Here is a 24,255-nt window from a genome sequence, read left to right as displayed (position 1 = left end):
CCTCCTCAATCCGTCGTTCCTGGTGCGATCCACCTTACCCGAAAGCGTTCACTCCGGTGAGCTCCGCGGAGACCGTCCACAACCGGGCGGCCGACGCCGGGTCGATCGCGTACGGCCGGACGCCCGGGCTGTCGTCGGTGGACACCTCGGCGATCTCGCAGTCCTCGCAGAACACGCCGCCGAGCCCGTCGAGCTGTGCCGACGTCGCGGCCCACACCTGGGTCGCGGCGCCCTGCTCCGGGGACTTGAAGCCGGGGTTCAGCGGGTTGCCGTCCTCGTCGATCCAGCCGAAGGCGACCATCTCCTCGCGCGGCAGATGCCGCTGCAACGGCGTCAGGATGCCGCCCGGGTGCAGCGCGAACGCGCGCACACCGGAGTCCTTGCCCAGGGCATCGAGCTGCACGGCGAACAGCACGTTGGCCGTCTTCGCCTGCCCGTACGCCTGCCACTTGTCGTACCCCTGCCGGAACTCCAGGTCGTCCCAGCGGATGTCCGAGCGCCGGTGTCCGGTCGACGACACCGACACCACACGCGCATCACCATCGGCCACCAACGCCGGCCAGAGGCGGTTCACCAGCGCGAAGTGCCCGAGGTGATTGGTCGCGAACTGCGCCTCCCAGCCCGGCCCGACCCGCGTCTCAGGCGCGGCCATGATCGCCGCGTTGTCGATCATGATGTCGATCGACCGCCCGGACGCCAGGAACCCATCGGCGAACCCCCGCACACTCTCCAGATCCCCGAGATCCAGCTCGTCGATCTCGACGTTCGAGATCCCCGCCAGCGCCGCGCGTGCGGCGTCCGGCCGCCGAGCCGGTACGACCACGTGCGCACCGGCCTTGGTCAGCGCACGGGTCGTTTCGAGGCCGAGACCGGAGTACCCGCCGGTGACGACGGCCAGCTTGCCGGTCAGGTCGATCCCGGCGAGGACGTCGTCCGCGGTGCTGTCGTGCCCGAACCCCGAACCGATCTTGTGCTGTGCAGTCATGCCTCGGACTCTACGAGTTCGAGCACACTCTAGGTCAAGCGTCGAGGTGCGGGTTCTGCCGCAGCGACTCCGCCAGCCGCTGCAGAGCAGGGTTCGGACTGTCCGGGCTCCAGCACGCGTGCAACGTGACCGAGTGCGCGTCGGCCGCGTCGAGCTCGCGGTAGCGGACGCCCTCGACCCGCATCGCCATGATCGAGCGTGGGATCAGCGCGCAGCCGAGACCGGCCCGGACGAGCGCGAGCATCGTCGGCACCTGCGATGCCAGCTGACTGACGGCGTACCGATCCATGCCGATCATCGCGGCGCAGATGTCGTGCAGGTACTGCGAACCCTCGGGGCTGTAGCCGATGTAGTCGTCGGTGGCGTCGGCGAGAGTCACCGGGGTATCGCCGGTTGCCAGCGGATGATCGGCCGGTACGGCGAGCACCAGATCCTCCGAATGCACCAGCACCGACTCGAATTGCGATGGGATCGGTGGCCGCACGAGGCCGATGTCGATCTCCAGATTCGCCAGCGCCTCGAACTGCGCCGGGCTGACGAGTTCCGTGAGCTCTGAGGTCACCGCCGGCGTGCGTTTCCCGACCATGGTGAGGAAGTCCGCGAGTACGGCGTACGCACCGATGGCGGTGAACGCGATCCGCAGGGTCCCGGTCTGGCCGTCGGCGGCCCGGCGGGTCGCGTCCGGCGCGACCTCGAGCAGCGCGAGCACCCGGCGAGCGTGTTCGAGGAAGACATCACCGGCCGCGGTCAGGCGCACTCCCCGGCCGGTCCGGTCGAACAGCCGGACGTCGAGGGTTCGCTCCAGCCCCTGGATCTGCCGGGTGAGCGGCGGCTGGGTCAGGTTCAGCCGCTGAGCGGCCCGGCCGTAGTGGAGTTCCTCGGCGACGGCGACGAACCCCCGGAGCTGCTGCAGCGACAAGTCCATACCGGCACGGTATCGGTTCATGCGAAATAGGGTTTGGACCTGCATAACGGAAAGCGCCTACCGTCGAGGCACTACCGAACCAAAGGAGCCACGGTGCCCAAGCTCGCTGCCATGTTCTCCCCCGACCGTGCCGCCGACGTGGTCGACCCCGCGACCCGCCGGCTGCTCGAGGACCGCTTCGAGGTCGTCTGGGCCGAGGCGGCGCACGCGGCCGGACCGGGATCACCCGGCAAGCCGCCGGCGCTCGACCCGGCCGCCGTACCCGAGCTGGCCGCCGGCGCCGACGTCCTGCTGACCAGCTGGGGTACGCCGCACCTCGGCAAGGAGCTGTGGTCCGACGGCAACGGCCCCAAGGTCGTCGCCCACGCGGCCGGCTCGGTCAAGAACCTCATCGACCCGGTCGTCCTCGACCAGGGCGTCGCCGTCTTCTCCGCCGGTCCGCGGATCGCCTGGTCGGTCGGCGAGTACTGCCTGGCCGCCATGCTCACTCTGGCCCGGCGCCTTCCCCGTTTCGATGGAGCGATCCGGCAGGGCGGCTGGAAGCAGACCGCCTTCCGCTGCCACGAGCTCGCCGGAGCCAGGGTCGGGATCATCGGCGCCAGCAGCACGGCCCGGGCGCTGATCACTCTGCTGAAGCCCTTCGGTTGCGACCTCGCGGTCTACGACCCGTACCTGACGGACGAGCGCGCCGGCCAACTCGGCGTACGCACGACGACGCTCGAAGAGGCGGCGAGCAGCCCGTTCCTCACCATCCACGTGCCGAACGTGCCGGAGACCAAGGGCATGATCACTCGCGCGCTGATCGAGCAACTCCCCGACGGCGCGGTCCTCGTGAACTCGTCCCGCGGTCCGGCCATCGACCAGCAGGCCCTGCTCGACCACGTCCTCGACGGCCGCGTGTACGCCGCCTTGGACGTCTACGACCCGGAGCCGCCGACCTTCGACCGCACGATCCTCGACGCGCCCAACCTGCTGCTCAGCCCGCACGTCGCCGGCGACACCGCTGAAGGCCACCTCGCGTTGGCCGGCTATGTCCTGAAGGACGTGATCCGGTGGCTCGACAACGGCACCCGCGGGCCGAGTTTTCGTCGACCCGGCCGCCTGGTCGATCGCGGCCTGAGAGGACAGCCGATGTCGCGGATCACGCAAGTCGAAGTGTTTCCGGTCGCAGTCCCGTTCGCGCGCCGCTTCGTGCTCGGCAGCGGCGCGGTCGGCTCCCCCGGTGACGCGCCGGACCAGGCCGCCGCGGTGGTGTTCGTGAAGCTGACCACCGAGGACGGGGTCGTCGGTTGGGGTGAGCAGCGCGCGCTGCCGAGCTGGAGCTACGAGACCGCCGAGACGATGGCGGTGGTGATCCGGCGGCACCTCGCGCCGATCCTGCTGGAACTCACGCCCTTCGACGTCGAGCTGTTCCACCAGCGCGCCGCCAAGCGCCTCAGCCCCGCGGTGTCGAACGGCTTCCCGTTCGCCCGCGCCGCCGTGGACGTCGCGATGCACGACGCGGCCGGCAAGCTCGCCGGCGTCCCGGTGCACGCCCTGCTCGGCGGCAAGGTGTACGACGAGATCCCGCTGTGCTCGGCGATCGGAGTCGGCGACCAGGACGCGGTCCGCGAACATGCGCTCCAGTCGTCGGACTATCCGGCGTGCAAGGTCAAGATCGGTGGCGATCTGGACGCGGACGCCGCGGCGATCCAGACCGTGGCCGAGGTCGCCGGCGGCAAGCCGCTGTGGCTCGACGCCAACCAGTCCTACCGGCCGACCGCACTCAGGCAACTCCTCGACCGTACGGCGGGCGTCCGCACGATCCACTGTGTCGAGCAGCCTGTACCGAGCACCGACACGCTTGCCATGCAACGGCTGCGCGAACTGATCGACCTGCCGATCGCGATCGACGAGGGCAGCTTCTCCGCCCAGGACCTGGCCCGGGCGATCCGGCTCGGCGCCGCCGACCTCGTCGTGGTCAAGGTCTGCAAATCCGGTGGGCTGCGCAACGCCCTGAAGACCGCGCAGACCGCGATCGCCGGCGGTGTCGAGGTCCTCGCCAGCGGCCTGACCGACTGCGGGGTCGCGTTCGCCGCCGCGCTGCACGTGTTCAGTCAACTCGAGCTCGCCTTGCCCGCCGAGCTCAACGGGCCGGAGCTGCTGTCCGATCTGTATGTCGAGGGGCTGAGCATCACCAAGGCCGTCGCGACGGTCCCCACCGCCCCTGGACTGGGCGTTCAGGTCGACGAGGAGCGGATCCGCGCCGAGTCGATCGACCTGCTCTATCGGTGAGGAGAACCATGGGAACGAACCTGTCCCGCCGCAGCTTTCTCGAGTTGACCGGTCTCGCCGGACTCGGGTTGGCCGCGGCCGGATGCTCATCAGGACCCCCTGCCGGTGCCGCGACCTGGGCGATGTGGTCGAGCAGTGCCGCGGAGAAGAAGGTCTGGCAGGACTTCAGCACGTACGTCGAGCAACAGCTCGGGGTGAAGTCCGTCCCGACCCTGACCCCGTCGAACGGCTACCCGACCAAACTCGACCTGCAACTGGTCAGTGGCACGGCCGGCCTGGTGACCGCGCTCAACGGCACACTGATCCCGACGTACGCCGCCCGCGGCGCGCACCGTCCACTCGACGACCTGATCGAGGCCGACCCGGACTTCCACCTCGACGACTTCTACCAGTCGAGCCGCCGGATCTCGAGCTTCAACAACAAGACCTACGCGATCGGCTTCGACGTCGCACCGACGGTCATGTACTACAACAAGTCGCTGCTGCAGAAGCAGGGCATCGAGCCGCCCTCGAGGACGGTGCCGATGCCATGGGCAACCTTCCGGGACCTGGCGAAGCAGCTCACCAAACCCGGCGAGCAGTACGGCTTCACCTGTGCGCCGGCGATCGACGACCTGGTGTCGTGGATCTACTGCGCGGGCGGGAACGTCATGGACGACGCCGCCACCCGGAGCACGCTGGGTGATCCGGAGGCGATGGAGGCACTGCAGTACGTCATCGACCTGTTCGTCAAGGACAAGGTCACCCCGCCGATCAAGAACCTGGTCACCGAGAGTTCGCTGTCCAACTTCATGGAGGGCAACGTCGCCTTCATGCAGAACGGGCCGTGGCAGGTGGTCAACGTGCGCAAGGCCAAGTTCGACTGGGACGTGATCCCGTTCCCGGCCGGGGCAGTCGGCAGCACTCCGCGGGTGTCGGGATCCAGCTTCGCCATTCCGTCGGGGGTGCGCGATGGGGCCGAGCTGGACCTCGCGTGGAAGCTGCTCAAGACGCTCACCAGCACCGGTGCGCTCGACATCTACGCCAAGGCCGGCCGCAACAACCCGGCCCGGCTGAGCGCGGGCAGTGCGTTCCAGCCACCGCCGGACAACCTCGGCATCGTCCAGCAGATCCTGGCCGGCAAGCTCGCCGGCGGGCACGCGTTCGACGTCACGACGAACTGGAACCAGGTCAAGCAGTTGCTCGGCCAGGACCTGCCCCGGACGTTCCTCGGCCAGGTCTCGGTCCCCGACGCAATCGCCGGGCTGACCCCGCGTCTCGACGTACTCATGCGGCAGCACCAGGACAACATCCGCCAAGCCACCGCCAGGAAGGGGTGATCCACCATGGCTGTCGACACTCTGCCCGCCCCGGCCACCACCGCATCACCACAACCGTCCTCCGGGCCGACGCCACGCTGGCGCAACCGGGAGACCCTGACCGCCTGGCTGTTCATCCTGCCCAGCCTGATCGGATTCCTGATCTTCACCGCCGGACCGGTCGTCGCCGCCGGCGTGATCTCGCTGCTGGACTGGAACCTGTTCAGTCCGCCGCGTTGGGCCGGGTTGCGCAACTTCGCCCGCCTCGGCCCGGATCCGACGTTCTGGTCCGCGCTGGGCAACACGGCGTACTTCACCTTCGTGAGCGTGCCGCTGACGATCGTGGTGAGCCTCGCGCTGGGCAACACGGCGTACTTCACCTTCGTGAGCGTGCCGCTGACGATCGTGGTGAGCCTCGCGCTGGCCTTGCTGCTGAATCAGGGGCTGCGCCGGGTCGCGGTCTTCCGCTCGCTGCTGCTGTTGCCGTACGCAACGATCACGGTGGCGGTCGCGTTCGTCTGGATCTGGCTCTACATCCCGCACGACGGCCTGGTGAACGCCGTGCTCGGGGTGTTCGGCATCAACGGGCCGACCTGGCTGATCTCGGACAACTGGGCGATGCCGGCCCTGATCCTGATGAGCGTGTGGAAGAGCTTCGGCTTCGGCATGGTCGTCTTCCTCGCCGGGTTGCAGGCGATCCCGCAACAGCTCTACGAGGCCGCTCGCGTCGACGGCACGTCGCCGTGGCAGAGCTTCCGCAACGTCACCCTGCCGATGTTGTCACCGGCCTTGTTCTTCGTGATCGTCACCTCGGTGATCGGCTCGTTCCAGGTCTTCGACCAGGCGCTGATCATGACGAACGGCGGACCGGGCACCCGCACCACCACGCTGGTCATGTACATCTACCGGACCGGCTTCGAGAACTACGACCAGGGGTACGCCGCAGCGCAGTCGCTCGTGCTGTTCGCGTTCATCGTGATGATCACCGCCACGCAGTTCCTCTTCCAGCGGAGGCTGGTCCACTATGACAACTGAGGCGCTCCCCTTGGTCTCCAACAAGGTTCTCCAGCGGAGGCTGATTGTCTTCGCCTGCTTCCTGGTCACCGCTCTCACTCTCATCCCGGTCGTCATGATGGTGCTGGTCGCGTTCCAGTCCGACGCTGAGTCGATGGCGGCCAAGCCGTCGTTCTGGCCGAGCAGTTGGCACCCGGAGAACCTGACCCGAGCCTTCGACCTCGTGCCTCTGGGCAAGTACCTGCTCAACACCGTGTACTTCGCGGGCGGTACGACTCTGCTCGAGACAGTGACGGCCGCGCTGGCGGCGTACGCGTTCGCCCGGCTGAACTTCCCCGGGCGCAGCTGGCTGTTCGGCATCTACCTCGCCACGCTGATGATCCCGTCGCAGGTGACGCTGATCCCGCAGTTCGTGCTGGTCGCGAAGCTGCACGGCATCGATACCTGGCCCGGGATGATCCTGCCGCATGCGTTTACCGCACTGGGCGTCTTCCTGCTCCGGCAGTTCTTCCTCGGCATCCCGCGCGACTACGAGGAGGCCGCCCGGCTGGACGGCGCGAACCGGTGGCAGGCGTTCGTCCGGGTGATCGTGCCGCTGGCGATCCCGGCGATCGCGACGCTTGCCGTGTTCAAATTCATCGGCCAGTGGAACAACTTCTTGTGGCCGTTGATCATCTCGAACAGCGATGCCACCCGAACCGCGTCGGTCGGCCTGCAGGTGTTCCAGGACACGAACGGCACCCAGTGGAACCTGTTGCTGATGGCAGCCACCGTCACCACGATCCCCCTGATCATCCTGTTCTTCCTGACCCAACGCTGGTTCGTCCGAGGTATCACCATGAGTGGGCTGGGAGGCCGCTGAATGACTTATCTGTGGTCTGTTTTCACCAAGCCCTGGCTGGCGTTCCCGGGTGACGAGCTCGGTCGGCTCGTTTCCGGTCTCGGGTTCGCCGGAGCGGAGGTCCCGGTCCGCGAGGCCGCGTACGTGAGCCCGGCTACGGCCGAGGCTGAGTTGCCGAAGTTCACCGCGCAGTTGCGGGCCGAGGGCGTCGAACCGATCAGCGTTGCCAGTGACCTGTCCGAGCGGGTGTTCGCCGCATGTGCGGAGGCCGGTGTGCCGATGATCCGTATCATGGCCGAGCTCGGTCTCGACGGGTACGCCGCGTCAGTACGCCGTACTCGCATGCTGCTCGAGGCAGCGGCCGTACTGACCGAGCGGTACGGCGTGCAGGTCGGGGTGCAGCCGCATCACGGGCGGTTCGTGGCGTCGACTCTCGGCGTACTGCAACTGCTCGACGGACTGCCCGAGCAGTTCAAGCTGGTCTGGGATGCGGCGCACGATGCACTGGCCGGCGACCATCCGGCAGTGACGCTCGAGCTCGGCGCCGAGCGACTCGGCATCGTCAACCTGAAGAACGTGCAGTACACCCGGACCGACGGCGTCTGGAAGCCGTACTTCGTGCAGGCCGACGAAGGACTGTCCGACTGGTCCGCGGTGTTCGCGGCTCTGCAGAAGGTCAAGTACGCAGGCCCGATCTGCCTGACCGGGCAGTACTCCGACCCCGCCGTACCTGTCGGGGAGCGGCTCGAAAATGATCTCCACGCCGCTGTCACATCGGCGGCGCAGCATCCGTCAAGGGAGTGAAATCGACACACTCACTTGATGGAGAACCTCCCATGAACGCAGCACGGATGACCAACCCCGCAACGATCCTGCCGGATGCCACCAAGGGCATCCAGAACATCTACAAGGCCATCGGGCAGTCCGGCGCGCCCGGTGCGACGCTCGAGCTCGTGCACCTGCGGGCGAGCCAGATCAACGGCTGCGCGCCGTGCGTGTTCGGCGGGATCAAGTCGGCGCTGAAGAACGGCGAGACCGACGAGCGGCTGCACCAGGTCGCGGCCTGGCGTGAGTCCGATCTGTTCACCGACGCCGAGCGGGCGGCGCTCGCGCTGGCCGAGGCCGCGACCCGGCTGGCGGATCGGCCGGAGGCGGTCACGGACGAGATCTGGGCCGCGGCGGCCGACCACTTCGGCGAGAAGGAACTGTCCGCGATCGTCCTGATGATCGCGCTGACCAACATGTTCAACCGGATCAACACCACGGTTCGCGAGCCCGCCGGGGCCACCTGGTAGGCCGAGTAGCCTGGGCCGCCTGACCGGGGCGGCGGGGCGGGTCAGGATTGAGCGCAGTGTCGAGGATGGCACTGGCGCTCCGACGTACCCGGTGAATGGAGGCACGCGATGAAATACATGCTGCTGATCTACGGGAACAACGACACCTGGAACGCCCTGCACGCCGAGGGAATCGAGCAAGTGCTCGATCGTCATCGACAGCTGACTGAGGAGCTGAAGGCCAAGGGCGAGTACCTCGACGGTCTCGGCCTGACCACGGCGAACGCCCGGGTGGTCCGGGTGAACGACGGCGTAGCGGCGGTCACCGACGGTCCGTTCACGGAGGCGAAGGAAGTGCTGGCCGGCTACTACCTGCTCGACTGCAGTCTGGAGCGGGCGACCGAGATCGCGGCCCGGCTTCCGGAGGCGCGGTTCTCACCGATCGAGATCCGCTCGTTCACGGATCCGATGCCGGAGGATTCGTAGACCCCACTGCCGGGTGCGTCGGCAGGTTCGGGAGCTGCTCCAGGGACTTGCCGGCCTCAGCTCGGCGTTGGGACCTGAGACCGGCGAGTCACTGACTCAGCTCATCCGTGCCGGCTGGGGTTGCCGGGCGCGAGGATGACCCCACCTGAGGCAGGCTGATCCCCCATGCCCCGGCCACCCCGGACGAACACGGTGGCACCTCGCTCCGGTGCCCGCGCATCGTCGCCGAGTCGCAGCGTGGTGGTCATGCCGTTGCTCAGTCTGAGCACCGCCACGCGTCGCGGGCGCACCGGTGACATCGACGAGTTCACCTCGTGGATGCCCGTACACACCGCCGGTTGGATCGCGGCCCGTCCGAGACCTGCGTTGCCGTGACTCCTCACATCACGGCACTGCTCGGCGAGCCTTGTCATCGCTGACACACTTCCCCCTTCTCTCGTTGTACTACCCCCGAGTGACGGTAGACACGGCCGTAACGACGTCGCAGTACGACGCGACGACCGCACACTCCCCCGTCCTTCCCGCACCCGGAAACGACGCGGAAGTGATCATGCAACCCTTGCTGAGAGTGACCGCGTTTGCAAGGGATCGTAACCGGAATCCCGCTGTCCGGAACCCCTGTCCACGTTTGCTGTCAGAGCTCCTACTGACCACCGAAGCCACTGGTAGCAATCGTTTGAGTATCAGCACCATCGCGGGCGCGAACGCCTGCGTTCAGCGTGTGGTGCTGGCACGCTCGACGATCCGGTGCGGGATCATCACCCGGCGCGGCGCCGCGAACTTGTCGGCCATCCGCTCGCCGAGCAGATCGAGGGCCGCCGCCACGAAGGCCCGCCTGTCGAAGTCGACCGTCGTCAGCGGCGGGATCATGAACTGGCTCTCCAGGATGTTGTCGAACCCCGCCAGCAACGTCTGCCCGGGGACGGCGACGCCCGCGCTCCAGAGCGCCGACGAGGCACCGGACGCGAGCGAGTCGGTGAAGCAGAAGAACGCGTCCGGCAACTCGTGCTCGGCGAGGTACTTCCCGACCACGGTCGCCGCGCCTTCCGGCCGCCAGCGATCCAGGCCGATCTCGAGGGCGGGATCGTTCGGTACGCCGGCCTCCTCGAGCGCCTGGCGATAACCGGCGGTCCGCAACCGGGAGGCCGCCGTACCGGGAGCCTCAGCCGATCCGGCCAGTATGCCGGTGCCACTCGAGCCGCGCGGGATCTCCGGCGTACCGACCGCTGCGATGCGGCGGCAGCCCTGTGCGAGCAGATGTTTGGTCATGTCCCGGGCGGCGGCGACGTTGTCGATCGCGACCTGGCTGACCAGGTCCTGGTCGACGTCGCCGATCAGCACCAGCGGCGGCAGCGGCCCGGCCGTCGTGACCGCGCTGTCGTCCAGGTTCACCGGGTTGAGGATCAGGCCGTCGACCAGGTACGCGCGGGCCTTCGACAGCAGCTCGAACTCACGCCTGGGCTCGGCCGCGGTCTGCTCGATCTGCACACCCCAGCCGCGCTCGTGGGCGAGCTCGACGACCAGATGGACGACCTCCGCGGAGTACGGCCGGAGCAGGTCGGGCAGGGCGAGCGCGATCATGCCGGTGCGGCCGTTGCGCAGCCCCCGCGCACTCATGTTCGGCACGTAGTCGAGCTCGGCCAGCGCGCTCTCGACCCGCGCCTTGGTCTCCGGGCGGACGAACACGACGCCGTTGATGACATTGGACACCGTCTTCGGGGACACCCCGGCCAGCTTGGCGACGTCTTTGACGGTGGCACGCATGTCGCCATTGTCACACCTGGCCGCGTTGTCACAAGTCAGCGAGTGACGAGGGCGCCGCCGTTCACGTGCAGGACCTGACCGGTGAGGTGCCGGGCGGCCGGCGAGGCGAGGAAGTGGATGGTGCCGGCGATGTCCTCGACCTGGCCTTCCCGTTTGGTCATTGTTGCTGCGAGCAACGTCTCGCGGCGCGCCGGGGTGAGCCGGCCCTGGAAGAACTCCGTCTCGGCGGTGAAGCCTGGGGCGACGACGTTCGAGGTGATGCCGCGCGGTCCGAGCTCGGCGGCCACGTCCTGGTTCCACAACGCCAGCGCTGCCTTGGAGGCGCCGTACGAGCCGGGGCCGCGGGCGCCGGCGATCGAGCCCAGGTGCACGACGGCGGTGGTGAGCCGCGGTGCCAGGGCGGTCGTGGTGAGGACGGCGCTGAGCAGATTGGCTTCCAGGTTGGCCAGCCAGTTCGCCTTCAGTTGCCCCAGGCCTGCGTCGGGCCGGCCGAAGTCGGTGTTCCCGCCGGCGTTGTTGACGAGTACGTCGACCTGGTCCGGGAGCGTGTCCAGCAGTCGCTCGACCTGCGCCGGATCGGTCGCATCGCACACCACTCCCCTGGCTCCGAGGTCGGCCGCGGTCTTGGCGAGCACGTCTTCCCGGCGGCCGGTGATCACCACCTCGTCGCCGTCCGCGCGGAACCGCTCGGCGGTCGCCCGCCCGATTCCGGTCGCTCCGCCGGTCACCACGATCACCCGCGTCATCGTCGAATCCTCACGTTTAGGTCTAAATGTTTAGACCTAAACGTATCATCATCCCGTGGCCGACTCCTATCCCCTCGACACACCCAGCCCGTATCCCGCCGCGGAGATCGCCCGTGCCTGGCAACGCGAGCGGCCCGGTACGCCGACGGACTCGATCGAGATCGTCACTCCCCTGTGGCGGCTCGCCAAGCTCTTCGCCGACGACCGCCGGCGGGTGCTCGCCGATGCCGGAGTGGATCCGGCCACGCTCGATCTGCTCAGCGTGCTGCGCCGGGCGGGTGCGCCGTACGAGGTGAGTACGCGCGAACTGAGCCGCCGTACGCTCGTCACCGCCGGAGCGATCTCGCAGCGGGTCGTGAGGGCCGAGGACGCCGGCCTGGTCACCCGCCGGACCGCCGACGACGGCAGCCGGGCGGTCGTCGTGACCCTGACCGCGGCCGGCCACGACCTCATCGAGCGGACGGTCGACCAGGTGCTGACCCGCGAGTCCGAGCTGGTCGCGTCGCTGTCCCCCACCGGTCGCGCGCAACTGGCCGCCCAACTGCAGGAACTCCTCGACGAGGTTGCGAAGCGGATCGGAAACCTTCGTCACGGCGTATAAGCTTTGCGCGCTGGGCTCTGGCTGGGTGTGCATGAAAAGTTCCTACGACCGCTTCAATGTCACAATTGAAGGATGCCTGTTGCCGACAGCCACGACTTCATCCAGGTACGGGGCGCCCGCGAGAACAACCTCGGCGGCGTCTCCCTCGACATCCCGAAACGTCGCCTCACCGTCTTCACCGGCGTCTCCGGCTCCGGTAAATCATCACTCGTCTTCGACACCATCGCCGCCGAGTCGCAGCGGCTGATCAACGAGACCTACACCGCCTTCGTGCAGAACTTCATGCCGAGCCTCGGCCGCCCGGACGTGGACTCGCTGCGGAACTTGTCCGCCGCGATCATCGTCGACCAGGAGCGGATCGGCGCCAACGCCCGGTCCACGGTCGGCACCGCGACCGACGCACACACCATGCTCCGGGTCCTGTTCAGCCGCGCGGGTACGCCGTACGTCGGGCCGCCGTCGGCGTTCAGCTTCAACCGGGCCGAGGGCATGTGCCCGCAGTGCGAAGGTCTCGGCCGGACCACCGAGTTCGACCTCGACGAGCTGGTCGACCGGGACAAGAACCTCAACCAAGGCCCGATCAAGGCACCCGGGTACGCGATCGACAGCTGGCACTGGCAGCTGATGGCGAACTCCGGGCTGTTCGATCCGGACCTGCCGCTCAAGGACTACCCGGCCGAGGCCTGGGAGCGGTTCCTCTACCAGGAGCCGACCAAGATCAAGGTCGGCAAGAGCAACCTGACCTTCGAGGGCCTGATCGTCAAGATCAAGCGCCAGTACCTCGGCAAGGATCCGCAGTCGATGCAGAGCCACGCCCGCGCGTTCGCGGAGCGCGCGATCCGGCAGACGACCTGCCCCGAGTGCGCCGGCGTCCGGCTGAACGGGGCCGCCCGGACGACCACCGTGAACGGGCGCACCATCGGAGAGTGCTCGGCGATGCAGATCAGCGACCTCGCCGAGTTCGTTGCCGGAATCAACCATCCGGGAGTCGGGCCGATGCTCGAGGGACTCCGGGAGACGCTGGACTCGTTCGTCACGATCGGCCTCGGGTACCTCAGCCTGGACCGGGAGTCGACGACGCTGTCCGGCGGCGAGGCCCAGCGGGTCAAGTTGGTGCGTCATCTCGGCTCCAGCCTGAGCGACGTCACCTACGTCTTCGACGAGCCCACGATCGGGCTGCATCCGCACGACATCCAGCAGATGAACGACCTGCTCCTGCAACTGCGGGACAAGGGCAACACCGTCCTGGTCGTCGAGCACAAGCCGGAGACGATCCGGATCGCCGATCACGTCGTCGACCTCGGTCCGGGTGCCGGTCTGGCCGGCGGACGACTCTGCTACGCCGGCGATCTCGACGGCCTGAAGAACTCCGGCACGCTCACCGGTCGGTACCTGGATCACCGGGTCGCCCTGCGAGACGACGTACGCCGTCCGACCGGCAAGTTCGCGATCGAGAACGCGACCCTGCACAACCTGCGCAACGTCAGTGTGGACCTCCCGCTCGGCGTCCTCACGGTCGTCACCGGGGTGGCCGGATCCGGGAAGAGCTCACTGATCCACGGAGCTGGCCGGCCGGGACGGCGTGATCATCGCCGGGCAGGAGCCGATCCGCGGGTCGAAACGCAGCAATCCCGCGACCTACACCGGGCTTCTCGATCCGATCCGGGCCGAGTTCGCGAAGGCGAACAAGGTCACCGGGGCTGTTCAGCGCGAACTCGGTCGGCGCCTGCCCGACCTGCAAGGGCATCGGACTCGTCTACACGGATCTGGCCATGATGGCCGAGGTCGCCTCGACCTGTGAGGACTGCAACGGCGGCCGCTTCACCGCGGAGGTGCTCGTCTACCGGCTGCGCGGGAAGAACATCAGCGAGGTGCTGCGGATGACCGTGACCGAGGCCCGGGAATTCTTCGCCAAGGGCCCGGCGCGGACCGTCCTCGATCGGCTCGCGACGGTCGGACTCGGATACATCGGCCTCGGTCAGCCACTGACCACGCTGTCCGGTGGTGAGCGGCAGCGCCTCAAGCTGGCCATCAACATGGGCCGGACCGGCTCGATCTACATCCTCGACGAACCCACCACCGGACTGCACCTGGCCGACGTCGACCAACTGCTCGGCATGCTCGACACCCTGGTCGACCAGGGCAACACCGTGATCGTCATCGAGCACCACCAGGCCGTGATGGCCCACGCCGACTGGCTCATCGACGTCGGCCCCGGCGCCGGTCACGACGGCGGCCGGATCGTCTTCACCGGCACCCCGGCCGACCTGGTCGAGAGCAGCCCGACCGTGACCGCCGAGCACCTGCGCGAGTACGTCGGCGCCGAACCGGATCCGCAGGTCGTGGCCTAAGGCAACAGCTCGGCGGCCAGCGTCTCGATCAGGTCGTGCCAGGCGTTGAGGTAACCGGCGGCGGGGCCGGTCTGGGTGAGCACCAGACGGGCTCCGCCGTTGCCGTCCCGCAGCGTCCAGGTCACCTCGCCGCCGCTCCAGCCGTAGCTGAGGCGCACTGGCTCCTCCAGGTCGAGGACCGGACCCGGATCAATGCCCTTCGCAACGAACCCGGCCGGCGGCGCGCTCCCGGCCGCAGCCCGCTCCGCGCCGGTGAGCAGCTGCCAGACAGCTTCCTTCGGCTTCACCAACTGCCGCTCGAACCGCACCCCGCCGTCATCCGTCACGACGCCTTCGTCCAGGCCGTACACCTTGACGAAGTGCTCATGCAGCACGGCGTAATCGCGCTCGGGCACCGACCCGCCCAGCACGCGATCCAGCGCGTCGAAGCACAACGTCCAGCCGCCACTGAAGCTCGCGGATCCCGGACGATCGTCGTACGTCGCGGTCAGCTGCAACGTGCACCCGTCCGGCGAAGGGTCCAGCTCCCAGCGCAGCACCTCGACGCCCCAGGTGTATTCGAGCACCTTCGGCGGTTCGTACGCGCGGATCACGCCGCTGGTCTGGACGTCGACGGGCGCGCCCGGATCCGTCTCGAAGGTGAAGGTGACCGCACCGTCCAGCCGCAGGTCGAACTCGACCGCGGCCGGGAACCATCCGGCCAGCTGTCCGGGCTCGGTGATCGCCCGCCAGACCTTCTCCACCGGATGCCGCAGCTCCCGCCGCATCCGCAGAACCGTCCGGCCGTTCTCGGTGCTCAAGGTCTCGGTCATGACTCCATATATACCCGACCCGGCATATACGATCAACCGGCGAACCGGGCCAGATCCGCGAGCTCTCCGGCGAGGTCCGTGCGGGCGCCTGCGTCGAACAGTTCGTAGGAACGGTCGGCGTGCCGCCACGAACCGATCACCCGACCCGCTTCGAGCACCGCCGGCCGCAGCATGCCGCCACCGGGATGGATCTGCTGGTGGAACTCCGCGGCCAGCGCCTGCCGCCGATCCTGATAGCCGAGCAGATACGCGTCGAACTCCCCCAGCAGCCGCACGTCCCGGCACCCCGGCAGATCATCGATGGCGGCCAACTCAACTCCTTCGACGTCGAAAGACTTGGTTGCCGCCGCCTGCACAGCGCGGCGTGCGATCGGCACCGGCAGCCCCGACCAGGTCGCGAAGTCGCGGGCGGTCGCCGGTCCATACGCGGTCAGATAACGCCGGGCCAGCGTCTCGACGTCACCTTCCAATACGAGCGGCTTGCCCAGCCAGTCGCTCACCGCGACCCACGTCTCGTCCTTGTCGTACCCCGGCCCGTAACAGAGCCGCCCGAGCAACCCGGTGTGCCGGATCAGGGCATACACCGCTTGCCCCTTGGGCTCCGCGATCAGTCCGGCCTTCACGAGTACGTCGGCCAAATGGGCGCGCGTGGACGGGCCATGGCTCAGCAGATGTGCTTCGAGTCGGTCGGCGGCTTCCGCCCGGATCGCCTTGGTCAGACCGAGTTCGCCGTACCGGCGCTCGGTGTCCTTGATGACCTTGGGACCGAACAGGCCGAGAAGTGGACCTGCATCCTCAACGGCGACGAGTTGGAGGGTCCCACGCATGAACCAGCCACGGACGACGCTCCGGTCGGTCTCCTGCGCGTGCGATACGTCAGCGAAAGTGGTCGCGGTCGAGCGCGCTCGGACGGCGTACGCGGCACCGCGCCACGCCTGAGCCTGGAGTCCCCCCGTCCGGCGCACGACGTCGGCCACCCCTCCGGGGCCGGCCTCGTCCACCGGACGTGCCAGGCAGTTGGCCTGCATGCGGGCCGCCAAGAGCCAGTCCACAGACCTCTCCGCCACCCCAGCATGACACCACGAACAACCCCGAGCCGCATCTCGAATGCCGGCGACCACCCGAACAGCAGTCGGGGCCTGGGACACCAACTCGGGAGCTGAGACAGGAAACAACCTGTCTCAGGTCACCGAACGGTGCCCCAGGCCCCGACTGCGGGACCACGGGACTGCGCCGATCAGAGCGCGGGCTGGACCAGGTTGGCGAAGTTGGCGTGGCCGGTGACGTTCGGGTGGTAGGACTCGCTGACCGGGTTCGACAGACCGTTGATCCACTCCGGGCTGCCGCAGACGGCGTGGCCGATGAACAGCGAGGTCGGGTTGACGAAGGCGAAGCCGGCCGCGCTCGCCGACGCCGCGATCTTCGAGTTGAGCAGGTCGGCGGTCGCGTTCAGCCGGGTCATCTCGTCCGGACTGAAGAAAGTGCCGGCGTTGCAGTCGGTGCCGTTGAACAGTCGCGGGTAGCCGACCACCACGACCCGGGCCGAGGACGCCCGGCTCCTGATCGAGGAGTACAGGGTGTTCAGCCGGCCGGGCAGGGTGTTGTTGATGATCGCCTGCGCGTTCGCGACGGCACTCGTGCAGTCACCGAGCCAGGACGGCTTGGCGCACTCGGTGATGACCGAGGAGAAGCCGGCGTCGTTGCCACCGACCTGCACCGAGACGAGGTTGGCCGCGCTCGTCACCGAGGGCAGCTGGTTGGCGGTGACGTCGGCGACGCGGGCTCCGGAGCAGGCCACGAACGTGAGGTTCGCCCCGATCCGGGCCGCGTCGATGTACGGATAGGCATTCACGGATCGCTGGCAGGACCCGCTGCTGGAGATGTAGGTGCGGGTGCCGACACCGGAGGCGTACGAGTCGCCCAGGGCGACGTAGTTCGGCGCCGCCGCGTGGGCGACCCCCGGACTGAGCAGCATTGCGGCGCCGAGGGCCGCGGCGGAGAGCAGACTGGCGATGGACTTCATGGGCGGACCGCCTTTCTGTGCACGACAGCACAGCGTGTGTGCGAGAGGTGGCGACTGAGCCACTCAACGTCACCTTTGCTGACTCGCGAGTAACACACAAGGGCCCGGTTAGAAATTCACCGCCAGTTGCCGATTCCGGTAGGCCGAGTTTCCGGCTAGTCGTTCCACGACGACAGGCCGGGGCCGAGCGGCAGCGGGTAGCAGCCGTCCACCAGTTCGACCCGGCCGTCCGCCGGCAGCAGTCCGCTCTCCACGTAGATTGTGTTCGGGAGTGCGGCCAGCACGTGGATGTGTGCACCACCCCCGTGCGACGCGTACGGCACACCGAACCCAGCCGCCATCAACCCGATCTCGAGACAGTCGGTCAGCCCACCCGCACGCCTCAGATCCGGCTGTACGACGCCCACCCCGCCCCGGGCGATCAGGTCCCGGAAAGCGGCCTGCCCGTACCTGTTCTCGCCGGTCGCGATCGGGATGTCCAGCTTGCCGGCCAACCGGACATGGCTCTCGGTGTCGGCGGCCGGCAACGGCTCCTCGAACCACCGGCATCCGAGCCCTTCGTACGCACGGCCCCGGCGCAGCGCCTCGTCGTACCCGAAGGCCTGGTTCGCGTCGACCATCAGCGGGGCATCCGGCCCGATCACGGCCCGGACGGCCTTGATCCGTTGGATGTCCTCGCTGAGCGGGCCGCCGCCGACCTTCATCTTGACGCCGCGGAAGCCTTGCTCCATCGCCTTGGCCGACACGGTCTCCAGACCCGCGACGTCAAGCTCGAGCCAGCCCACCATCGCGTACGTCGGGATGGTGGTGCGCTGAGCACCCAGCAGCTTCCACACCGGCACGTCCAGCGACTTGCCGAGGAGATCCCACAACGCCAGATCGATCGCCGAGATCCCGTACGACGACAGCCCGGCCGTGCCCTGGTAGTCGGTGAGCGTCTGCAGCCGCTGCCGGATCCCGCGGATCAGGGCCGGGTCCTCGCCGATGATCGCTGGAGCCAGTTGCTCGGTGATGATCTTGGCCAGGACCGCCGGTGAGCTCGCCACCCGGCCGAAGTACGTGGTGCTGACGCCGCTCACACCCTCGTCGGTGTCGATCCGCACCCGGGTCTGCCCGTTGCGGTCGAGCAACTGGATCGCATCGCGAACGGCGTGTGCCTTCGGCTCCGAGACGACCTCGACACTGATGTCCGTGATCTTCATGTCACCCCTTGCCTGCGAGGACGTCTTCGACCTTCTGCTTGACGCTGCCCAGCGCGGCCGCCGCGGTCTGCTTGCCGCTCCAGACGTCGTCGAGGACCGGGCGGTAGATGGTCCGGGCGCGTTCGATGTAGCGGCTGAAGTTCTCGTTCACCGCGTTGTCCAGCGCCTGGGTGACGAGGGCGAGGTTGGCGGGGCCCTTGTCGTCCGGTACGAACAGCGCAGACGAGCTCTTCGCGACCGGCATGAAACCGCGGGATTCGGCCAGCAGCTTCGCCGCGTCCGCGCCGGCGCAGTACTTGAGGAAGTCCCAGGCCGCGTCGGGGTCCTTCGACTGCTTCGGGATCGCCAGCACGGTCATCGTGTTGACGGTCGTCCGGCGGGCCTGCATCGGCGTCGGGAAGATGTCCCACTTCACCTTCGCGTTGCTGCGCAGGTACGGGATGCCGCTGGTGAGCGAGAGCAGCATCGCGACCTTGCCGGTGCCCAGCTGGGCCAGCGCCCAGTTCGGTGTCTGCCGGCCGGCCGTGACGGTAGCGAAGTCCGGGTGGACCTTGTGGACGAGGGCGAGGTCGGCGACCCACTGGATCGCCTCGGCGCCCTGCTGCTCGGCCAGCGTGAAGCGAGTGGCGTCCTTGGAGTAGATCCCGTCGCCGCCGTTGCTGACCGGCCAGACAGTCTCCAGCGAGGTGTCCGGGAAGACCAGTGCTCCCCAGCGTTCGCCATTGGGCTTGGTGAGCTTCTTCGCGGCGTCGAGGAAGTCGTCCCAGGTCCAGCCGCTCTTCGCCCAGTCCTTCGGCGGCAGTTCGACGCCGGCTTCGGCGAACGCGTCGGTGTTGCAGTAGATGACGCCGGGGTTCGTCATGATGGGCCAGGCGGCGTGCGCGCCGTCTTCCTGCTTCGGGAAGTTGAACGCCACCGGGAAGTAGTCCTCGGGCTTGATGCCGTCCTTCTCGAGGTACGGCTTCAGGTCGAGCAGGGACCCCTCGGCGTAGTACCCCTTGACGTAGTCGTCGTTGATCCGGATCGCCGTCGGGGCTGCCCCCGACGACAGCACCGTGCGCAGCTTCGTGTCGTAGTCGTCGCCCGGTACGGACTGGATGTCGAGCGTCTTGCCGGCGCCCTTGGCCCAGTTCTCGGCGACCGTGTAGAGCGGGGTTCCGCTGTTGGTGTCCCAGGTGAGGAAGGAGGCGTTGCCGCCTTCGCCTCCTGCGCTGCTGTTGCCACTGCACGCGGCGAGCGGCAACCCGACAGCGATGGCCCCGCTGGTGAGGCCGAAGGCTTTGAGCACCGACCGTCGGGAAAACTGTGATGCGGTCATGGTCTTTCCTGTTCTGTCAGGGGGTTAGTTGGTGCGCAGTTTCGCGACCGCGTCGTCGTCCAGCTCGATGCCCAGACCGGGCAGTTCCCACGGCGTGATCTCGCCGTTCACGGGGACGAGCGGGTTCTGCCAGATCGGCACGTCGTCGAGGATCGGGTTGTGCTCGATGTTGTACTCCTGCGGGTACACGCAGGACGGCGTACTGACCCAGAGGTGGGCGTGCGCCGACGTACCGATCGTCTGCTGGGTGTTGTGCACCGTGATCGGCTTGGTGAAGGTGTCGGCGAGGACGGCGATCTTCTTGAACTCGGTGATCCCGCCGCACTTGATGACGTCGGGCTGCAGGATGTCGACCCGCCCGGTCAGGATCAGGTCACGGAACTGCCAGGTGGTGTATTCCTGCTCCCCCACCGCGATCGGGATGTCGACCGCGTCGGCCAGCCGTCCGTACGCCGCATAGTCGTGGGCGGCGAGTGGTTCCTCGAAGTGCCACACGCCGAGGTCCTCCAGCGCGTGAGCCAGCTTGATGGCGGTGTGTTCGTAGTACGCGTTGTTGACGTCGACCAGGATCGGGAAGTCGTCCCCGACCAGCTTCCGGACCGCTGTCACGGTCGCGATGGTCTGGTCGAAGCCGTCGTCGTGCATCCACGGCGTCGACGAGTGGATCTTGTAGCCGTGGAAGCCCTTCTCCTGGAAGGATTGCGCGCGTTCGGCCTCCTGCTGCGGGCTCATCCCCCGTGCCATGGAGCTCGCGTAGACCTTGGCGCTCGGGCGGTACTTCCCGCCGAGCAATTGGTAGGTGGGCAGCCCGGCCGCCTTGCCGAGCAGGTCCCACAGGGCGATGTCGATGCCGGCGATGGCGTTCAGCTGGGCGCCACCCGGGCCGAGCTTGTAGGGCTTGGTGTAGAGCCGGCGCCACAGCCGCTCGATGTCGGTCGCCTCCTCGCCGACCAGCAGTGGCGCGAGTGCCTGCTCCACGACGCTGTGGGTGACGTGGGCGTTCATCGGGCTGACCTCGCCGACGCCCACCAGGCCCTCATCGGTGTGGATCTTCAGGATGTGCAGCTTGTCGAGCAGGATGATCGATTCGATCCGGGTGATCCGCATGGTCAACCTTTCAGGCCGGACATCGTGATGCCCTGGACGAAGTACTTCTGGGCCAGCAGGAACAGCAGCAGCGGCGGCAGGATCGTCAGCGTCGCGGCCGCCATCATCAGATTGGTCTGGGTGAAGAACTCACCCTTGAACAGCGCGAGCGCGATCGGCATCGTCTGCAACCGCGTCGAGTTGAGGAAGATCAACGGCCCGAACAGGTCGTTCCACGAGCCCATGAAGGTGAGCGCGCCGACTGCGGCCAGAGCCGGTTTCACCTGCGGCAGCATGATCCGCCAGAAGGTGCCGAAGGTGGACGCGCCGTCCAGCTTGGCCGCCTCCTCCAGCTCCATCGGTACGCCGCGGAACGCCTGCCGGAGCAGGAAGGTCCCGAACACCGGTGTCAGCACGTTCGGCACCCAGAGCGGGTAGTGGGTGTCGATCCACCCCATCTGGCGGAACAGCATGTACTGCGGAACCAGGTAGACGATGCCCGGGATCATTGCCGTCGACAACAACAGCGCGAAGGCCAGATTCTTGAAGGCGAAGTTCAGCCGGGCGAAGCCGTACCCGGCCAGCGACGCGAACAGCAGCAGGAAACCGACGTTCAGCGCGGCGAGCTTGCAGCTGTTCAGGAAGAACGGCAGCAGGCCGTGGCCGGCTTGCGAGTAGTTGCCCCACTGGAACTCCGACGGGAAGAACGTAGGCGGCGACTGCAGTACTTCGTTCTCCGGTTTCAGCGATGCGCTGATCATCCAGAGCAGCGGCATCGCGAACACCACGGCGAAGAACAGCAGTACGACGATCAGCACGACGCGGCGTGGGATGTGCCTCGGTGGCCGGTTGACCGGGATCCGAAGAGCCTCAGCTGTCATAGTGCACCCACCGTTTCTCCATCTTCCACTGGATCGCGGTGACGACACCGACGATGACGAACAGCACCCAGCCCATGGCGGACGCGTAACCCAGCCGGCCGTGCCCGAAGGCCGCCTCGTAGATCTGGAAGATGAACACCGAGGTGGCGTTGTTCGGCCCGCCGGACGTCATCACGTAGATGATCCCGAACACCTGGAACGAGGTGATGAACTGCGTGATGGTGAGGAAGAACAGGCTCGGCGTCAGCAGCGGGAACACCACCGACCAGAACCGCCGCCAGGCCGACGCTCCGTCCACCGTCGCCGCTTCGATCAGCGACTGGTCGATGCTCTGCAACCCGGCCAGCAGGATCACCATCGGATAGCCGACGCCCTGCCAGAGCGCGACGATGATCACCGCGATCAGCGCGGTCTTGGTGTCGGACAGCCAGGCCGGCCCGTCGATGCCGATCATCTTCAAGGTGGAGTTGAACAGTCCGTTGTCCGGGTTGTACAGCCAGAACCAGACGAAGCCGATCGCGACGACGTTGGTGACTGCGGGCGAGTAGTACAGCGTCCGGAAGATGCCGATGCCCTTGACCTTCTGGTTACACAGGACGGCGAGACCGAGCCCGATGAAGATGGTCAGTACGACGACGACCACCGTGAAGATCACCGTGTTCTTCAGTGACGGCCAGAACGTGTCGTCGGCGGTGAACAGCTCCTTGTAGTTCTCCAGGCCGAGGAACTTCGGTGCGTTCAGCCCGGACCAGTTCGTCAGCGACACCACCAGGGAGGCCGCGACCGGTGCCAACTGGAAGAACAGCACGCCGGCGATCACCGGTCCGACGAACAACCAGCCGGCCAGGTTCTGCCGCTTCGGTTTGACCTTGACCCGTTTGCGCGCCGGTCGTCTGCCGTCGACGTCCGGGGGTTTCAGGAGGACTGCGTTGGCCATCGGTCACACCTCGATCCCGATGTACTTCTCCTCGAGGAATTCGAGGATGCCTTCGGAGCTGCCTTCGCGCCCGAGTCCGGACTGCTTCGTCCCGCCGAACGGCGCCGCCGGGTCGCTGAGCACGCCGCGGTTGACCGCGACCATGCCGGCGTCGATCTTCTGCGCGACCGCGAGCGCCTGCGCCGGATCGCCGTACACATAGGCGATCAGGCCGTAGATGGTGTCGTTGGCCATCGCGATCGCCTCGTCGACGTCGCTGAAGGAGACGATCGCGGTGACGGGTCCGAAGATCTCGATCTGGTTGATCTCGCTGCCGTGCCGGACATCGGTGAGCACGGTCGGCGGGTAGAAGGCGCCGACCTTCGGAGTCTCACCGCCCAGCGTCAGCGTGGCGCCGTCCGCAACGGCCTGCTCGACGAGCCGGGCCACCTTGTCGCGCTCTTCCGGCGACACCAGGGCGCCGAGCTCGTTCGACCGATCGGCCCCCGGGCCCATCGTGACGCCCTTCATGGCCGCAGTGATCCGGACGGCGAACTCGTCGACGAGCGAGTCGTGCACGTAGAACCGGTTCGCCGCCGTACAGGCCGATCCGCCGTTGCGCAGCTTCGCGACCATCGCGCCCTCGACCGCGGCGTCCAGGTCGGCACCGGGCAGGACGACGAACGGCGCGTTGCCGCCGAGCTCCATCGACGAGCTGACCACCTGGTCGGCGGCCTCCCGCAGCAGCACCCGTCCGACCTCGGTCGAGCCGGTGAAGGACAGCTTGCGTACGGCGGGGTGGTGCAGCATCGCGCTCACCGCCGGACCGGCCGGCACCGGCGTCACCAGGTTGACAACCCCCGCCGGCACACCGGCGCGACGCAGTACCTCGACGACATAGGCGGCGGTCAGCGGTGTCTGGCTGGCCGGCTTCAGCACCACCGAGCACCCGGCCGCCAGCGCGGGGGCGATCTTGCGGGTCGCCATCGCGGCCGGGAAGTTCCAGGGGGTGACCAGGACCGACACCCCGATCGGATCGCGCCGGACCACGATCGTCTTGTCGCCCGACGGGGAGAGCCGGAAGTCGCCGCCGATCCGGACCGCCTCCTCGGCGAACCAGCGGAAGAACTCGGCGGCGTAGGCGGCCTCACCGAGTGCGTCGGCGTACGCCTTGCCGTTCTCGGCGACGATGATCTCGGCGAACTGCTCGCGCTCGGCGGTCAGGATGTCGAAACACTGGCGGAGGATCTCCGATCGTTGCCGCGGAGGGGTCGCGGCCCAGCCGGCCAGCGCGTCCGCTGCAGCGTCCACCGCGGCCAGACAGTCCGCCTCGGTGGCAGCTGCGAACTGTGCCAGTTCGGAGCCGTCGGCCGGATCGTGGACCGGGAACCGCCGGCCGTCAGCGGCCGGCCGCCACTGACCATCGATGAACAGATCGTGCGGAGAGATCATCTGGGT

22 protein-coding genes and 1 pseudogene are annotated in these 24,255 nt (G+C 67.7%); 9 read left to right on the top strand and 14 right to left on the bottom strand.

Annotated elements, in window-relative coordinates:
- Positions 1 to 34 precede the first annotated feature (34 nt).
- Together ACXC9Q_RS04010 and ACXC9Q_RS04005 are read right to left on the bottom strand one after the other, a co-directional pair.
- The gene (locus ACXC9Q_RS04010) at positions 35 to 985 is read right to left on the bottom strand and encodes an SDR family NAD(P)-dependent oxidoreductase (protein ID WP_457055092.1); all 951 of its coding nucleotides are present in this window, start codon (positions 983 to 985) and stop codon (positions 35 to 37) included.
- A gap of 34 nt (positions 986 to 1,019) precedes the next feature.
- Positions 1,020 to 1,910 (bottom strand): LysR family transcriptional regulator, encoded by an 891-nt coding sequence (locus ACXC9Q_RS04005; protein ID WP_328520786.1) that lies wholly within the window; start codon positions 1,908 to 1,910, stop codon positions 1,020 to 1,022.
- Between the two features lie 93 nt (positions 1,911 to 2,003).
- Between ACXC9Q_RS04005 and ACXC9Q_RS04000 the strand changes: the two genes are divergently transcribed.
- The 7 genes from ACXC9Q_RS04000 to ACXC9Q_RS03970 all read left to right on the top strand — a co-directional run bounded on the left by ACXC9Q_RS04000 (position 2,004) and on the right by ACXC9Q_RS03970 (position 9,097).
- Complete coding sequence (locus ACXC9Q_RS04000) at positions 2,004 to 4,184, top strand: NAD(P)-dependent oxidoreductase (protein WP_457055091.1); 2,181 nt, start codon at positions 2,004 to 2,006, stop codon at positions 4,182 to 4,184.
- A gap of 8 nt (positions 4,185 to 4,192) precedes the next feature.
- Complete coding sequence (locus ACXC9Q_RS03995; RefSeq protein ID WP_457055090.1) at positions 4,193 to 5,503, top strand: ABC transporter substrate-binding protein; 1,311 nt, start codon at positions 4,193 to 4,195, stop codon at positions 5,501 to 5,503.
- Between the two features lie 6 nt (positions 5,504 to 5,509).
- The gene (locus tag ACXC9Q_RS03990; protein ID WP_457055089.1) at positions 5,510 to 6,517 is read left to right on the top strand and encodes a carbohydrate ABC transporter permease; all 1,008 of its coding nucleotides are present in this window, start codon (positions 5,510 to 5,512) and stop codon (positions 6,515 to 6,517) included.
- Entirely contained in the window at positions 6,507 to 7,358 is an 852-nt protein-coding gene (locus tag ACXC9Q_RS03985; RefSeq protein ID WP_457055088.1) for a carbohydrate ABC transporter permease, read from the top strand. The genes ACXC9Q_RS03990 and ACXC9Q_RS03985 overlap by 11 nt, the downstream gene beginning before the upstream one ends.
- The gene (locus ACXC9Q_RS03980) at positions 7,359 to 8,141 is read left to right on the top strand and encodes a TIM barrel protein (protein ID WP_457055087.1); all 783 of its coding nucleotides are present in this window, start codon (positions 7,359 to 7,361) and stop codon (positions 8,139 to 8,141) included.
- Between the two features lie 32 nt (positions 8,142 to 8,173).
- Entirely contained in the window at positions 8,174 to 8,632 is a 459-nt protein-coding gene (locus ACXC9Q_RS03975) for a carboxymuconolactone decarboxylase family protein (protein ID WP_457055086.1), read from the top strand.
- 108 nt (positions 8,633 to 8,740) lie between these two features.
- Entirely contained in the window at positions 8,741 to 9,097 is a 357-nt protein-coding gene (locus ACXC9Q_RS03970) for a YciI family protein (protein ID WP_457055085.1), read from the top strand.
- Between the two features lie 101 nt (positions 9,098 to 9,198).
- Here the strand turns inward: ACXC9Q_RS03970 and ACXC9Q_RS03965 are convergent, their stop codons facing one another.
- The 3 genes from ACXC9Q_RS03965 to ACXC9Q_RS03955 form a co-directional block, all read right to left on the bottom strand.
- Entirely contained in the window at positions 9,199 to 9,510 is a 312-nt protein-coding gene (locus ACXC9Q_RS03965) for a hypothetical protein (protein ID WP_457055084.1), read from the bottom strand.
- 301 nt (positions 9,511 to 9,811) lie between these two features.
- Positions 9,812 to 10,861 carry a LacI family DNA-binding transcriptional regulator gene (locus ACXC9Q_RS03960; RefSeq protein ID WP_457055083.1) on the bottom strand — a complete coding sequence of 350 codons (1,050 nt, stop codon included), beginning with the start codon at positions 10,859 to 10,861 and terminating at the stop codon, positions 9,812 to 9,814.
- A gap of 35 nt (positions 10,862 to 10,896) precedes the next feature.
- Entirely contained in the window at positions 10,897 to 11,607 is a 711-nt protein-coding gene (locus tag ACXC9Q_RS03955) for an SDR family NAD(P)-dependent oxidoreductase (RefSeq protein ID WP_457055082.1), read from the bottom strand.
- Positions 11,608 to 11,662: 55 nt separating this feature from the next.
- Here ACXC9Q_RS03955 and ACXC9Q_RS03950 point away from each other — a divergent pair, with 55 nt between their 5' ends.
- Positions 11,663 to 12,208, top strand: coding sequence for a MarR family winged helix-turn-helix transcriptional regulator (locus ACXC9Q_RS03950; RefSeq protein ID WP_457055081.1), 546 nt, complete (start codon positions 11,663 to 11,665; stop codon positions 12,206 to 12,208).
- Between the two features lie 72 nt (positions 12,209 to 12,280).
- Positions 12,281 to 14,559 (top strand): annotated as a pseudogene (locus ACXC9Q_RS03945) (ATP-binding cassette domain-containing protein).
- Here the strand turns inward: ACXC9Q_RS03945 and ACXC9Q_RS03940 are convergent.
- The 9 genes from ACXC9Q_RS03940 to ACXC9Q_RS03900 form a co-directional block, all read right to left on the bottom strand.
- Entirely contained in the window at positions 14,556 to 15,371 is an 816-nt protein-coding gene (locus tag ACXC9Q_RS03940; protein WP_457055080.1) for an SRPBCC family protein, read from the bottom strand. The pseudogene ACXC9Q_RS03945 and the gene ACXC9Q_RS03940 overlap by 4 nt on opposite strands.
- 32 nt (positions 15,372 to 15,403) lie before the next feature.
- On the bottom strand, positions 15,404 to 16,423 hold the full coding sequence (locus ACXC9Q_RS03935) for a winged helix DNA-binding domain-containing protein (protein ID WP_457055079.1): 1,020 nt from the start codon (positions 16,421 to 16,423) through the stop codon (positions 15,404 to 15,406).
- Positions 16,424 to 16,608: 185 nt separating this feature from the next.
- Positions 16,609 to 17,394 (bottom strand): SGNH/GDSL hydrolase family protein, encoded by a 786-nt coding sequence (locus tag ACXC9Q_RS03930; protein ID WP_457055078.1) that lies wholly within the window; start codon positions 17,392 to 17,394, stop codon positions 16,609 to 16,611.
- Positions 17,395 to 17,549: 155 nt separating this feature from the next.
- Entirely contained in the window at positions 17,550 to 18,596 is a 1,047-nt protein-coding gene (locus tag ACXC9Q_RS03925; protein WP_457055077.1) for a mandelate racemase/muconate lactonizing enzyme family protein, read from the bottom strand.
- Between the two features lies 1 nt (position 18,597).
- Positions 18,598 to 19,914: an ABC transporter substrate-binding protein gene (locus ACXC9Q_RS03920; protein WP_457055076.1), complete on the bottom strand. Its 1,317-nt coding sequence runs from the start codon at positions 19,912 to 19,914 to the stop codon at positions 18,598 to 18,600.
- Between the two features lie 24 nt (positions 19,915 to 19,938).
- A complete protein-coding gene (locus ACXC9Q_RS03915) occupies positions 19,939 to 21,021 on the bottom strand; it encodes a mandelate racemase/muconate lactonizing enzyme family protein (protein ID WP_457055075.1) in 1,083 nt (360 codons plus the stop codon).
- Positions 21,022 to 21,023: 2 nt separating this feature from the next.
- Positions 21,024 to 21,881, bottom strand: a complete 858-nt coding sequence (locus tag ACXC9Q_RS03910) for a carbohydrate ABC transporter permease (protein WP_457055074.1) — start codon at positions 21,879 to 21,881, stop codon at positions 21,024 to 21,026.
- Positions 21,871 to 22,818 carry a carbohydrate ABC transporter permease gene (locus ACXC9Q_RS03905; protein WP_457055073.1) on the bottom strand — a complete coding sequence of 316 codons (948 nt, stop codon included), beginning with the start codon at positions 22,816 to 22,818 and terminating at the stop codon, positions 21,871 to 21,873. Before ACXC9Q_RS03905 ends, ACXC9Q_RS03910 begins: the two co-directional genes overlap by 11 nt.
- Before the next feature lie 3 nt (positions 22,819 to 22,821).
- On the bottom strand, positions 22,822 to 24,249 hold the full coding sequence (locus ACXC9Q_RS03900) for an NAD-dependent succinate-semialdehyde dehydrogenase (protein ID WP_457055072.1): 1,428 nt from the start codon (positions 24,247 to 24,249) through the stop codon (positions 22,822 to 22,824).
- Between the last annotated feature and the right edge of the window lie 6 nt (positions 24,250 to 24,255).

The sequence above is a fragment of the Kribbella sp. CWNU-51 genome, from assembly GCF_054073265.1.
Note: the sequence above shows the minus strand (reverse complement) of the source record. Positions and strands in the feature narration are given on the sequence as shown.